The sequence below is a fragment of the Peribacillus sp. NPDC101481 genome, assembly GCF_044767165.1.
Lineage (GTDB): Bacteria > Bacillota > Bacilli > Bacillales > DSM-1321 > Peribacillus.
In genome coordinates, this window is the sequence record NZ_JBIWNJ010000001.1 from 1127639 (window position 1) to 1141276 (window position 13638).

Below are 13638 nucleotides of genomic sequence, written 5' to 3' on the forward strand. Positions count from 1 at the left end.
CTTCCGCCTGCGGGGTCTCCTTAGACACGCTTTTCCCGCAGGAGTCTCGCACCTTCCGTTCCAATCGACTTTGTATTAAAAATTCAGATTGAAACCTTGAAACCCTTTTGCCTAAAAAAATGGCTCGGAATGGTCACAACCGAACCATGAAATGTTATTTGGTGGTGGACTTAAATTTCCACTCCAGGTACTCGCTTTCCGAGGGCGTCTCGGGAGCCTCCTCGGCTTCCGCCTGCGGGGTCTCCTTAGACACGCTTTTCCCGCAGGAGTCTCGCACCTTCCGTTCCAATCGACTTTGTATTAAAAATTCAGATTGAAACCCTTTTGCCTAAAAAAATGGCTCAGAATGGTCACAACCGAACCATGAAATGTTATTTGGTGGTGGACTTAAATTTCCACTCCATGTACTCGCTTTCCGCGGGCGTCTCGGGAGCCTCCTCGGCTTCCGCCTGCGGGGTCTCCTTAGACACGCTTTTCCCGCAGGAGTCTCGCACCTTCCGTTCCAAATCTTCCTCTTTTCAAAAAAAAAACCGACCTTTAAGGGCCGGTTTTTTCTCTTATTCTTCTTCCGCTTCTTCTTGGTCAAGGAATGTATTTAACATTTCCTCGACAAGATCCCACTCTTCTTCTGTTTCGATCGGTGTAAGTTCACCATCTTTATTATCTTCGCTTGGTACGAATGATGAAGCGTGGATTTCGATTTCTTCCTCATCATCTTCTGCAGACATCGGATAGTAAAGTACATAAGATTTGTTGAATTTATCTGAGTCGAATGTGAAAAGGATTTCGCAAAGCTGCTCGTTTCCGTTTTCATCTACTACTGTAATGTTGTTTTCGCCGTGTTCCATTTGTATTCACCTCATATTGAATTTGTTTGTCTGTCCAAGAATCCTTGCAGAATCATGACAGCCGCCATTTTATCAATGACTTTCTTGCGTTTGCTTCGACTCACGTCCGCCTCAAGAAGGACACGTTCAGCCGCCATAGTTGTCAACCGTTCATCCCAGAGAAACACCGGCAGCTTGAATTTGTTTTCTAATCGTTTAGCGAAATCTTGGCTGATTTCGCCTCGCGGTCCAACGGTACCATTCATGTTTTTAGGTAATCCGAGGACAATTTTAGAAACATCATGCTCTTTTATGATTTCATTGAGGCGTTTAAAGCCGAAGTCATTTCCAGCTTCGTTAATTTTGATCGTTTCCAATCCTTGTGCAGTCCAACCCATCGCGTCACTCAGGGCAACGCCGATGGTCTTTGAACCTAAATCAAGTCCCATTGTGCGCATTAGTATTCCTCTCGATGGTTCTTAAGATACGACTTAACCAATTCTTCGATGATTTCATCGCGTTCTAGCTTACGAATAATGTTTCGAGCATCCATATGGCGCGGGATGTAGGCCGGGTCACCAGATAATAGATAACCGACAATCTGGTTTATCGGGTTATAACCTTTTTCCTGAAGTGCAACATAAACTTGAGACAATACTTCTTGTACATCTCTTTCGAATGGTTCTTCGGGAAAATTAAATTTCATCGTTTTATCAAAGGAACTCATAAACATGCACCTCTCCTCAGCGTCCAGAATCCACTATTACCTACATTGTACAACACTTTCCATTGATTATGAAATCGATAAGACCCATTCTTCAACAAAATTAAGCGCTGCATCCAATTTTTCAGGGTCTTTTCCGCCGGCTTGGGCCATATCTGGACGTCCGCCACCGCCGCCGCCGCAACGGGAAGCAACTTCTTTGACCAATTTACCAGCATGGAAGCCGCGGTCGATGTAATCCTTGGTCACCCCGGCAATCAAATTGACTTTATCACCTTGGGCCGAACCTAATACGATAATGACAGAATCGAGCTTTTGTTTCAAATCATCCGCCATGGCACGCAGATTATTCATATCGGTAGCTTGAACCTTCGCCACCAATACTTGAACGCCATTAACGTCTTTTACGTTAGAAATAAGGCTGCTTGCTTCAATATTACTTAATTTTGCAGTAAGGCTTTCATTCTCACGATGAAGTTCCTTCACTTCAGCTAGTACCGTTTCAATTCTTGAAGGTACATCTTTCAAGTTCGTTTTCAATTTGGCAGCCGCGTCTTTCAAGACACCGATTTGATCAGTCATCAATTTGTATGCCCCTGCACCCGTTACCGCTTCAATACGGCGAGTACCTGCACCGATGCCGGTTTCAGATACGATTTTGAACAAGCCGATTACCGCTGTATTCGGAACGTGGACACCTCCGCAAAGCTCAAGGCTGTAATCGCCGATTTGAACGACACGGACAATCTTGCCGTATTTTTCGCCGAACAACGCCATTGCGCCCATAGCCTTAGCTTCCTCGATGTTTTTATAGTCCGTATTCACTTGTAAGCTTTGCCAAATCTTTTCATTTACAATCGTTTCGATTTGTTCAATCTCTTCCGCCGTTATCTGGCCAAAATGAGAGAAGTCGAAGCGAAGGCGTTCAGCCTGTACGAGTGAACCTGCTTGATTGACATGTGTACCAAGGACATCTTTCAACGCCTGATGCAGAAGATGCGTCGCTGTATGATTTTTCGTGATATGGATCCGATTTTCTTGATTTACCGTAGCAACGATATCGGAATCTGCTGTTAAAGTGCCGGCAGTAACTGTTACACGGTGCAGATTTTGGCCATTAGGAGCCTTTTGGACGTCATGGACATCAACCTTCACTGATTCACTGGCCATCGTTCCTATATCGGCTATTTGTCCGCCGCTTTCCGCATAGAAAGGAGTTTTGTTCAGTATCACTTGAACTTCTTCACCTTCTTGTGCCTCCGTTACAAGCTCGCCATTTTTTACTATGGCAGCAACTCTGGCTTCGACAGCGACTTGATCATAGCCGACAAATTCACTTTCAACTTTAATATCTCCCAATACCCCGCCTTGGATTTGCATGGAATCCACATCTTGACGCGCTGAACGGGCACGTTCACGCTGTGCATCCATTTCCTTTTCAAATCCAGCATGATCGACCGTCATGCCTTCTTCTTCTGCATATTCTTCCGTTAACTCAATCGGGAAGCCATATGTGTCATATAAACGGAATGCGTCACTGCCAGGAATGGTTGTACCGCCTTTTTCCTTTTCCTTTTTAATGACTTCAGAAAGGATAGCGAGTCCATCATTTAGAGTTTCATGGAAGCGTTCCTCTTCATTCTTGATTACTTTTGCAATGAACTCTTTATTCTTAAGGACTTCAGGGTAGAAGTCTTTCATGATTTCGCCGACGACCGTCACAAGCTCGAACATGAATGGTCGATTGATGTTGATTTGCTTAGCATACCGAACCGCTCTGCGGAGTAAACGGCGCAATACATAACCGCGGCCTTCGTTGGATGGAAGAGCCCCGTCACCTACTGCAAAGGCTACCGTACGAATATGGTCTGCAATGACCTTGAATGCAACATCTTTTTCTGAATCAACACCATACTTCACATCGGAAATCTCTTCGACTGCCCGGATGATCGGCATGAATAAATCTGTATCATAGTTCGTCGCCACATCTTGAACCACGGAAGCCATACGTTCAAGGCCCATGCCTGTATCGATATTTTTCTTTGGAAGCGGTGTGTAAGAACCGTCCGGATTATGGTTGAATTGGGAAAACACAAGATTCCAGACTTCTAGATGCCGTTCATTTTCCCCGCCTGGATATAATTCCGGATCATTCGGATCATCGCCATATGCTGGTCCGCGGTCATAGAAAATCTCTGTGTTCGGGCCGCTTGGACCTTCACCGATATCCCAGAAGTTCTCCTCCAGGCGAATGATCCTTTCTGCAGGAACACCGATTTTCTTATTCCAGAGTTCGAATGCTTCATCATCTTCAGGATGAATCGTCACAGCCAATTTGTCCTTGTCGAACCCAATCCATTTTTCATCGGTCAAAAATTCCCATGCCCATGTGATGGCTTCTTCTTTGAAGTATTCACCAATGGAGAAGTTTCCGAGCATTTCGAAGAACGTATGATGACGTGCCGTTTTCCCCACGTTTTCAATATCGTTTGTACGGATGGCCTTTTGAGCATTTGTAATCCTTGGATTTTCAGGAATCACCCGTCCATCAAAATATTTCTTTAACGTCGCCACCCCGGAATTGATCCAAAGCAATGATGGATCTTCATGAGGAACCAATGACGCACTTGGTTCGATGTTATGGCCTTTTTCACTAAAAAAATCTAAATACATTTGGCGGATTTGAGCACCAGTTAAATACTTCATATATATATCCTCCTTTAAAAATTATGTAATTTTGAGCACACAAAAAACCCCCATCCCAAAAACAGGGACGAGAGTTGACTCGCGGTACCACCCTGATTATGGACGCAGGAATTCATCCTAGGCCCATCACCTTCATAAAAGCCTTAACGCGGCATGACGGCAGGTATTAGCTGCTCTCAGGACTAGCTTTCTGCTGCTCTTCACCTTGCAGCCCCTTTCAGCCTGGGGGACCACTCTCTTTTAGATGGACTTCAGCATACTTCATCCTTCAACGAATTATCTTATGTAATGGATTATATTCACAAGACTTTTATTTGTCAATAAGGGGCGGCTTCTTTCTAAAGTGAACGCGGGCATGAAGTACAAAAACTTTCAATACTGCCAATATGGGAATTGAAAGGACCATGCCCATGATACCTCCTATTTCCCCCCCGGCCAATAATGCGAGCATGATGAACAGCGGATGCATATGGAGGCTTTTACCGACTATAAGCGGCGAAAGGATATTTCCCTCAAGAAATTGAAGTACAAGCACGATGACCGCGATGATCAACACCATCTTAACTGACATTGTCGCGGCGATGACCAGTGCAGGAATCGCCCCAATAATCGGTCCGAAATACGGAATGACATTCGTTATCCCGATTATCGCCCCCAATAGAAGCGGATATTGCATTCCGACTATCCAGAAGAGCAGCGAGGAAATCAAACCGATCACGACACAGACGATGATTTGTCCGCGGATATAGCCGCCAAGCGATGCATCCACATCACGAATGAATGCCCGTCCCTGCTTGCGCCATTTTTTCGGCGTCATATACCATGCCATTTTTTTTAAAACAGTGAAATCTTTCAGGATATAAAATGCGATGAATGGAATCAATGCAATCAGGACGATGAAATCAATCATCTTCATTGCATACTCCATCGCCTTTTCAGGTATACGCTTCAGCCAATCTTCGAAAAGGGTGACACCTTCTTCGAACCTTTCATGAATTCCGAACGGCCAGGCAGCCGTTTGATGATTGAGTTTATCGATGCTGCCCCGGTACTGTTCAACCAGTTCCGGCACGCTTTCCGACAGCTCGCGGACCTGGCTGACCATCACTGGGATACCTTTATAAACAGCAAAGCCGATCCCTCCGAAAAACAATAAATAGATGATCGTAATCGAAAGCCAGCGACGCATCCCCTTCTCATTTAAATATTCCACTACTGGGTGGAGCAAGTAACTGATGAACGCACCAATCAAAAAAGGCAGCAGTACCGTCACACATACAGCAACGACAGGTCCCCACATGGGCTTAAGTTTCATAAAAATATAGATAACGAAAAATAAGAGCAATAAAAAACCCAGGCGATAAAACCACTTTAGACGAATACTCACAATAAACACCTCCCGCTCATTTATTCTTCGAAAGGCGGGAGGTTTTCATACATAAAAAAGAGTGCCCTCATTATCAGGACACCCATTCCTGCTATAATAATGATTTTAATCTTTTGCGTATTTTCTTCATGTTCCGTTTAAACATCTTCGAGTTCATCAAGTCCGAACCCATATTCATTAGAGTATTGCGTGAACGTCTAGCCATTGCAAACACCTCTTCCGTTATTTACATACCGAAGCGGCGGTCATTTTCCTCAAACAAATCGTCCAATGAGCTTAAACTTCCATCTTCCTCGACTTGGTGCGTATTTATGAGCCCTTCGGATAGAGTCATTTCAATAAAGCAATTCCAACAATAATATTGATTTACGCCAATCTTCCCAACATCTTTACTGCGGCAATTCGGACATTTAATTTCCAAAATGGACACCTCACTGTTCATAAACTGAAACAATGATGGTATCCTTCCCTAATGCAGGCGGCTGTTTTGATTCTATCACTGTCGACTCCGAGAAAAACCCATCCGTTGTTTCATACGCTATAATCGTGCCCATTTTCTCCTTGAAATATACATCCTGCAGTAAACCAAGCTCTTCGCCCATTTCTGAAAAAAGCATGCGTCCCAATAATTCGTCCTTCGAAAGGCAAATGGAATCCGCAGGCACCTTCCTTAAGGTTGAATCCTGTTGCATGATGACGATCCCATCTGGACCGAATGAAGAAATATCGTCGAGTTTCAAATGAAAAGCTCTTTTGAACAATGCATGTTGATGAACGACCAAGCCTGTTACCTGACCCATTTCAGAAATTGATAAATCGTGGACCGTACCGATTCTTTCTCCTTTGATTGTAAAAACCGGCATCCCTTTCAATAAAGAAAACGTCCGCAAGGTCATCCCGCCTTTCCGAACATTTTTATTATCTCTTTACTATTGTAAATAGATGTGCTGAAAGGTTTTCCATTGTTGGTCCCTCTTCTGGTAAAACAGAAACCAGGCATAAAAAAAGACCGGTTTCCCGGTCTAATACACTTACTTTACCATCCTCTGCTGGCACCTCCGCCACCGGAACTTCCTCCGCCGCCGCCCCGTGGACCGCCGCTGCCGCCTCCACGGCCGCCGCCACCTCCGCGACTGATGATTATCAAGAGAATATTGATTAGCGTTTGAAGGAAAAATCCTTTAAAGAACTTGGCATCGAGGATGACTACGATGATGACTACGATGATAATGAGGAAAATCTGTAAACCTGATGGCTGAAAGGTTTCTGACTCTGGCTGAACGGAGAGATCTTGATAAAATTCGTCACCTAGGTCGTATTCTTTCGTGACATCGTTATATACAGCCTTATAGGTCTCCGTCAGGGCAACATCATATTTACCCTCTTTCAGCGCAGGGATAGCCACATCATCCAAAATCTGTCCAGATCTTATATCGGTAATGGCCCCTTCCAAACCGTATCCCACTTCAATGCGGATTTTCTGTTCTTCCATGGCCAGCACAATGAGGACTCCATTGTTCAGCTCGGCATCACCAAGCTTGAATGATCTTAATGCCTCGACCGAGTACTCCTCGATTTCGGATCCTTCCATCGAATCAACCGTCAAAACGGAAATTTGTGCTTTTGTGGCATCATCCAATCGTTTCCCAAGTTCGATGAGTTCGGATTTTTCCTGATCATCCAGGACTCCAGCAAAGTCCTGAACATATATATCCCCAACTGGTTCAGGGATGTTAGGTTGTGCTGCGGCTACGTTTGCTAAACCGAACGTGAGAATGAAGAATAGCGCAAACACAGCGAGTCTTTTCATTATTTATCGCTCCCGAAATCAACCTTTGGCGTTTCTTTTTCTTGATCGGTCACTTCAAAATATGGTTTGGCATCGAACCCGAACACTCCTGCCATCATATTCTTCGGAAAGCGTTTAATCATTTTATTATAGTTGGTAACTTCATCATTATAGTCTTTTCGTGCTACCGTCAGCCGATTTTCCGTTCCTTCCAAACTATCCATGAGACCCTTAAAGTTCTCATTGGCCTTTAAATCCGGATAGTTTTCGACAACCACCAAAAGTCGGCTCAAGGCCCCACTCAATTCTTGATCGGCATCAATCGCATCTTCAGTGGAATTGGCACCGGCCAGCTTCGAGCGTGCATCACTCACCGCTTTAATGGCTTCCGTTTCATGCGAAGCATAACCCTTCACCGTTTCGACAAGATTTGGAATCAAATCCGCTCTTCGTTTTAATTGATTATCCACTTGCGACCATTTATTGTCGACGTCTTCACTGGCACTTACAAGGCCGTTGTATGAAGATGCCCCATAAATGACAAGTAAAACGACAATGACTATTCCTATTATCCAACCTTTTTTCATCAAATCCCCCCTACTCTTTCACATATTAGTTATAATTCCACCAAAACTATGAATTTTAAACAAAATGCATCCAAAAGAACCCGCTACATAAAATCATAAGGCGTGACATTCTCCATCCCGATCATCGGGTCAGCATGCATGAGAATATCAAGATAACTCGATTGTTGAGGTACTTCTCCCTTTTCCGCCGGCATTTCTTCTTCGCTCAAAATTTCCCGCAGCTTTTCACGCAAAGTCGTTTTGCGGCGCATCTCATCATTACGCTCGATCCCTAAACGGAATGCATCTTCTTCACCACAAAGGATCAAGAAATTTTTACTGCGCGTAATCGCCGTATACAATAAATTACGTCGGAGCATCCGATAATAGCTTTTCACTACAGGTAAAATGACAATGGGGAATTCGCTTCCCTGCGACTTATGGATGGAGCAGCAATATGCATGTGTGATCTGGTTCAAGTCCTGCTTCGTGTATGTCACTTCGATGCCTTCGAACGATATGATTACTTTATCGACAGAATCGGTATTTTCTTTAGCGAACAATATGGACACGATTTCTCCCATATCACCATTAAAGACTCCCTCCTCTGGCTGGTTCACCAGTTGAAGCACCTTATCTCCCGTTCTGTATATTACGTCTCCGAATTTTATTTCCCGCCGCTTTTCATCCGCATTGCTATTGAACACTTCCTGAAGCATTTTATTCAGTGCATCAATCCCGGCAGGCCCTCTATACATGGGAGCCAGCACCTGTATATCCTTGGCCGTGAAGCCTTTCGTCCTGGCATTGGCAACGACTTTCTCGATTACTTGGGCGATTTGACCGGTTTGGCAGCGAATGAACGATCGGTCTTCTTGCTGTTTCGTGACATCAGCCGGAAGCCTTCCCTTTTTGATTTCATGGGCCAATTCAATGATCGACGAGCCATCGGCTTGACGATAAATATGTTCCAGACTGACAGTCGGTACACAATTCGATGCAAGCAAATCCTTTAAAACCTGCCCAGGGCCAACAGATGGCAGCTGATCTTCATCACCAACCAATATCACTTGGACATTTTCCGGCAGAGCTTTAAACAATTGATGGGCCAGCCACGTATCCACCATGGAAACCTCATCGATGATTACAATACGGCCATCCAGCTGATTATCCTCATCATGGGAAAAGCCTTCACTCCCGTTCCACCCGAGCAAACGGTGGATCGTAACAGCGGGAAGCCCAGTCGATTCTGCCATGCGTTTCGCTGCACGGCCAGTAGGAGCCGCAAGTACGAATGGAAATGGATCGCTTCCTTCTTTTTTATAATCGTTAATGTCCATGGATACGCCATGCAGCTCTGCATATAGCTCAACGATTCCTTTGATGACTGTCGTCTTACCGGTACCCGGTCCGCCCGTCAAGATTAACATGGGTGATTGCAGGGCCGTTTGGATCGCTTCCTTTTGGGCCGGGGCATAGGAAACATCCAGACGCTCTTCCAGCTCCCCAAGTGCAAGCAAGAACTCCGATTCGGGGAACTGGTCCTCATACTCGGTTTGAGCAAGCAGTCGCTTGATGTTCATTACGATTCCCTTTTCCGAATAGAATAGCGAAGGCGGATAAATTCGTTGATCCTCGACAACTATTTTCCCCTCTTGCGTCAATTCGATTATTTCCGAGGAAATGTTCGTGAATTCAATGCGATCCCGCTTATTTTCCTCCAACAGCCGTTTGACTGCTTCCAAAAGCTGCTCGGCTTCTATGTAGATATTTCCGTCCTGCAGGCATTGTGATTCAAGCGTATATAAGCATGCAGCCTTGATTCGGTCGGGATGGCTGCCGGAAATGCCCAGCTGATGCCCAAGCTCATCCGCCCGTCCAAAACCAATCCCTTCAATATCCTCTACGAGCTTATACGGATTCCCCTGAACCATCGTGATCGTATCCTGTTTATACATTTGATATATCTTCATCGACAACTGCGGACCGAAGCCATATTGATTCAGGGCGATCATCACCTGCTCCAGACCTTGATGCTCGACCAATGTATCATAGAGGCCCTTTGCCTTTTCACCGGATAGCTTCGGGATATCATCAAGCAGCGAGGGCTGAGCCAGAATTTTTGAAATTGCCTTTTCACCCAGTGTCTCAACAATGCTTTCAGCTGTTTTCTTCCCAATGCCCTTGAAAAGGTCACCTGATAAATAACTGACGATGCCTTCCTTGGATTGAGGCAAATCCTTGCGAAAATGCTCTACATGAAATTGAAGGCCAAAACGCGGATGTTCCTTCATGGCCCCATAAAAAATATAGATCTCATCCTCATGCATCCTTGGAAAATAACCAGTTACGACCGCTTCCTTCTCTTCATAATTCAGATTCGTTTCATGCACACGAATTCTTACAACCGAGTACATATTTTCTTCATTATGAAAGATTGTCACTAAATGACTTCCCTTCATGAACATCTTCTCTTCTGAAAACAAATCCAACGAGTCTTGCTGGCTCAACGCTTCTCCCCACCTTTCCATGCATATGCTTTTTATTTACTCTGCATTCATTTCTTCCAACAGTTTCTTACCGTGTGCAGCAAGCATATGATCAGGCTGTGCTTCCAAAGCCTTGTCAAAATAAGCCATCGCTGCTTGCGCATCCTCACGATACCCTGCAAACGCAACACCTAAATTATAATAAGCATCCGCATGTCCCGGATCCTGTTCAACAACTAAATTCAGCTGGTTGATCAATTCATCATATAATTCCGCATTAGCAAGACATAACGCATATTGGAATCTTGCATCAACGTCCTCTGGGCTCAGCTCCACCGTTCTCTGTAAATAAGGCATCGCCAATTTCGGCTGATCCAATGCCATCAATGTCAATCCAAGCATGAAGTAAGCATCGCTGTTATCCAGTCCCAATCGGATTGCCTTTTCGAACATATCCTTCGCTTCAACTAGTTTAGAATCTGATTCATAATATAAGTTTCCTAATGAATAGTAAGCCGCTGCCGCATTTTCATCCAGCTTGATCGCCTTTTTGTAAAACTTGACCGCTTTATCCGTTTCACCAACGGCAGTCAATACATTCCCAAAGTTTATGTAGGCAACAGGCTCATTCGGATTTTCCTCGATCGCCTCATTAAAAACCTTCGCCGCTTCTTCGTATTTCCCTTGCTGCATAAATTCAATTCCTTGTTGATTCTTATCCATATCCATTCACACTCCATTTTTATATTAAAAAGTATAGCATAAGCCAGTGGCCGAATTCAGGCGGTATACCCGCAATCCAAAAGAAGTCCCCAACCGCAAACACAGCTGGGGACATGCTTATTTTACCCTACGTAAGTCAGTTTTTCACCTTTTTTAAATACTTCATCAATCGTACCGCCGCCAAGGCATACTTCACCTTCATAGAATACGACTGCTTGTCCAGGTGTGATCGCGCGGACTGGCTCGTCAAAGATGACTTCGACGTCACCATTGTCCAAGACCTTCACCTTAACACCGCTATCCTCTTGACGGTACCTGAACTTTGCCGTACATGTAAATTCACCCGCAGGTATATGTTCCGCTACCCAGCTGACATTCACTGCACGAAGGGAATTGGAATACAGTACATCATTATCAAAGCCTTGACACACATATAAAACATTGCGCTTCAAGTCTTTTCCCGCAACAAACCAAGGTTCGCCGCTGCCGCCGATCCCTAGACCGTGACGCTGACCGATGGTGTAATACATCAATCCGTCATGCTTGCCCATGACCTTGCCATCCATCGTGACCATATCACCGGGCTGAGCTGGGAGGTAATTGCTTAAAAACTCTTTGAAATTGCGTTCACCGATAAAACAGATGCCTGTAGAATCTTTTTTCGTTGCCGTGGCAAGACCCGCTTCTTTTGCAATTTCACGGACTTCCTTCTTATCAATGTGTCCAAGCGGAAACATGACTTTTTCCAACTGTTCTTGAGTAAGCTGGTTCAAGAAGTACGTTTGATCTTTATTATTATCGACACCGCGAAGCATTTTGTATTCGCCATCCCGGTATTCAACCTGTGCGTAATGACCTGTGGCCACATAATCGGCACCAAGGCTTACGGCATGTTCAAGAAATGCCTTGAACTTGATTTCCTTATTGCACATTACATCCGGATTCGGGGTACGGCCCGCTTTATACTCATCCAAGAAATATGTGAAAACTTTATCCCAATACTGCTTTTCAAAATTGACCGCATAATAAGGGATGCCGATTTGATTACAAACGGCAATTACATCATTGTAATCTTCCGTTGCCGTACAGACTCCGTTTTCATCTGTATCATCCCAGTTCTTCATGAAAATCCCGACCACATCATAGCCTTGATTCTTCAATAGCAGGGCTGACACAGAAGAATCGACGCCTCCTGACATACCCACGACGACGCGGGTGTCCTGTGGTGCTTTTCTCATTCTGTCACCTCATTTATTTAAAGTGAGAATTATCTTCTCACTAATCTATTAACGATTTTAACGGTAGTTTCAGCCGCCTGCCTTACTTCCTCTTCCGTGTTGTTCAGACCGAAGCTGTAACGAATGGAATTCTTCGTCCGCTCCGAATCTTTCCCGAACATCGCCACAAGCACATGCGACGGATCGATTGACCCAGCAGTACAAGCAGATCCGCTCGATACAGCAACACCTGCCAAGTCCATATTAACGAGCATCGATTCCACATTCGTACCAGGAAAACTAACATTCAGCAAATGCGGCAGCGACTGTTCCATAGATCCGTTAATTTCATATTGTACATCCGCCTCATCAAAGACGGCAAGCAATACGTCTTTAAAACGCTTGTATTGCTCCTTTTTCTTTTCCATCGTGCTTTGTGCAATTAAAACAGCTTCTGCAAAACCGGCAATTGCAGGCACGCTCTCCGTACCAGCACGGCGCTTGCGTTCTTGTTCCCCGCCATATAAATGTGGATTCAGCTTCAAGCCTTCACGTATATAAAGAAAGCCGATTCCTTTTGGACCGTTGATTTTATGTGCGGATACGCTAAGTAAATCCACACCCAGCTCACGGACGTCGATAGAGATCAAACCATATGCCTGAACCGCATCCGTATGGAAAATGGCTTGATGCCCCCTGAGCAGCTGCCCAATTTCAGCAATCGGCTGGACCGTTCCAACCTCATTATTGCCGAACATGACCGAAACCAAAATCGTGTCATCCCGCAATGCGGCCTTTAAATCGGCAATTGAAATAAGCCCCGCTTCATTCACAGGTAAATATGTGACCTCAAAGCCAGACTTCTCAAGGTATTGGCATGTATGCAAAACCGCATGATGCTCAATCTCCGTAGTAATGATGTGCTTTCCTTGTTCTTTATAAGCATTCGCAACACCAATGATCGCCGTATTATCCGCCTCGGTTCCGCCGCTCGTGAAAATGATTTCATTCCGCCCCGCACCGATGCTCGCTGCAATACTCGAACGCGCCTCATCCAAAACATGGCGCGCCTCCCGCCCGAACGCATGAATGCTCGACGGATTCCCGAAGTCATTGCTCATGACCGTCATCATCCTATCGATCACATTCGGATGCATCGGTGATGTCGCAGCATGATCTAAATATATTCTGTCCACTTTTTTGTCGCCTC

At 44.9% G+C, this 13638-nt stretch carries 13 protein-coding genes; all 13 read right to left on the bottom strand.

Features of this window, described 5'->3' with window-relative positions; translation table 11 throughout:
- Positions 1-557: 557 nt before the first annotated feature.
- On the bottom strand, positions 558-848 hold the full coding sequence (locus ACIROD_RS05455) for a DUF1292 domain-containing protein (RefSeq protein ID WP_063232962.1): 291 nt from the start codon (positions 846-848) through the stop codon (positions 558-560).
- Between the two features lie 11 nt (positions 849-859).
- Positions 860-1285, bottom strand: a complete 426-nt coding sequence (gene ruvX / locus ACIROD_RS05460) for a Holliday junction resolvase RuvX (RefSeq protein ID WP_034308633.1) — start codon at positions 1283-1285, stop codon at positions 860-862.
- Entirely contained in the window at positions 1285-1554 is a 270-nt protein-coding gene (locus tag ACIROD_RS05465; protein WP_034311358.1) for an IreB family regulatory phosphoprotein, read from the bottom strand. The genes ruvX and ACIROD_RS05465 overlap by 1 nt, the downstream gene beginning before the upstream one ends.
- Before the next feature lie 66 nt (positions 1555-1620).
- A complete protein-coding gene (alaS, locus tag ACIROD_RS05470; RefSeq protein ID WP_402938544.1) occupies positions 1621-4257 on the bottom strand; it encodes an alanine--tRNA ligase in 2637 nt (878 codons plus the stop codon).
- Between the two features lie 310 nt (positions 4258-4567).
- Positions 4568-5644, bottom strand: coding sequence for an AI-2E family transporter (locus ACIROD_RS05475; protein WP_101222644.1), 1077 nt, complete (start codon positions 5642-5644; stop codon positions 4568-4570).
- Positions 5645-5870: 226 nt separating this feature from the next.
- Positions 5871-6086 (bottom strand): hypothetical protein, encoded by a 216-nt coding sequence (locus tag ACIROD_RS05480; protein ID WP_034311361.1) that lies wholly within the window; start codon positions 6084-6086, stop codon positions 5871-5873.
- Positions 6076-6534 (bottom strand): PRC-barrel domain-containing protein, encoded by a 459-nt coding sequence (locus ACIROD_RS05485; protein ID WP_230177053.1) that lies wholly within the window; start codon positions 6532-6534, stop codon positions 6076-6078. Before ACIROD_RS05485 ends, ACIROD_RS05480 begins: the two co-directional genes overlap by 11 nt.
- Positions 6535-6680: 146 nt before the next feature.
- Positions 6681-7454 carry a TPM domain-containing protein gene (locus ACIROD_RS05490; protein ID WP_402938547.1) on the bottom strand — a complete coding sequence of 258 codons (774 nt, stop codon included), beginning with the start codon at positions 7452-7454 and terminating at the stop codon, positions 6681-6683.
- Positions 7454-8023, bottom strand: coding sequence for a LemA family protein (locus ACIROD_RS05495; protein ID WP_397315188.1), 570 nt, complete (start codon positions 8021-8023; stop codon positions 7454-7456). The genes ACIROD_RS05490 and ACIROD_RS05495 overlap by 1 nt, the downstream gene beginning before the upstream one ends.
- 80 nt (positions 8024-8103) lie before the next feature.
- Positions 8104-10509: an SF1B family DNA helicase RecD2 gene (recD2, locus tag ACIROD_RS05500; RefSeq protein ID WP_402938550.1), complete on the bottom strand. Its 2406-nt coding sequence runs from the start codon at positions 10507-10509 to the stop codon at positions 8104-8106.
- 36 nt (positions 10510-10545) lie between these two features.
- Positions 10546-11211, bottom strand: a complete 666-nt coding sequence (locus tag ACIROD_RS05505) for a tetratricopeptide repeat protein (RefSeq protein WP_402938553.1) — start codon at positions 11209-11211, stop codon at positions 10546-10548.
- A gap of 122 nt (positions 11212-11333) precedes the next feature.
- Positions 11334-12449: a tRNA 2-thiouridine(34) synthase MnmA gene (gene mnmA, locus ACIROD_RS05510; protein WP_101222649.1), complete on the bottom strand. Its 1116-nt coding sequence runs from the start codon at positions 12447-12449 to the stop codon at positions 11334-11336.
- 29 nt (positions 12450-12478) lie between these two features.
- Positions 12479-13624 (bottom strand): cysteine desulfurase family protein, encoded by a 1146-nt coding sequence (locus tag ACIROD_RS05515; protein ID WP_402938556.1) that lies wholly within the window; start codon positions 13622-13624, stop codon positions 12479-12481.
- Between the last annotated feature and the right edge of the window lie 14 nt (positions 13625-13638).

Bases quoted from the DNA above. Each gene is read 5' to 3' on its own strand.
- ACIROD_RS05455 (WP_063232962.1), bottom strand. From the start codon at position 848: ATGGAACACGGCGAAAACAACATTACAGTAGTAGATGAAAACGGAAAC.
- ruvX (WP_034308633.1), bottom strand. From the start codon at position 1,285: ATGCGCACAATGGGACTTGATTTAGGTTCAAAGACCATCGGCGTTGCC.
- ACIROD_RS05465 (WP_034311358.1), bottom strand. From the start codon at position 1,554: ATGAGTTCCTTTGATAAAACGATGAAATTTAATTTTCCCGAAGAACCA.
- alaS (WP_402938544.1), bottom strand. From the start codon at position 4,257: ATGAAGTATTTAACTGGTGCTCAAATCCGCCAAATGTATTTAGATTTT.
- ACIROD_RS05480 (WP_034311361.1), bottom strand. From the start codon at position 6,086: ATGAACAGTGAGGTGTCCATTTTGGAAATTAAATGTCCGAATTGCCGC.
- ACIROD_RS05490 (WP_402938547.1), bottom strand. From the start codon at position 7,454: ATGAAAAGACTCGCTGTGTTTGCGCTATTCTTCATTCTCACGTTCGGT.
- ACIROD_RS05505 (WP_402938553.1), bottom strand. From the start codon at position 11,211: ATGGATAAGAATCAACAAGGAATTGAATTTATGCAGCAAGGGAAATAC.
- mnmA (WP_101222649.1), bottom strand. From the start codon at position 12,449: ATGAGAAAAGCACCACAGGACACCCGCGTCGTCGTGGGTATGTCAGGA.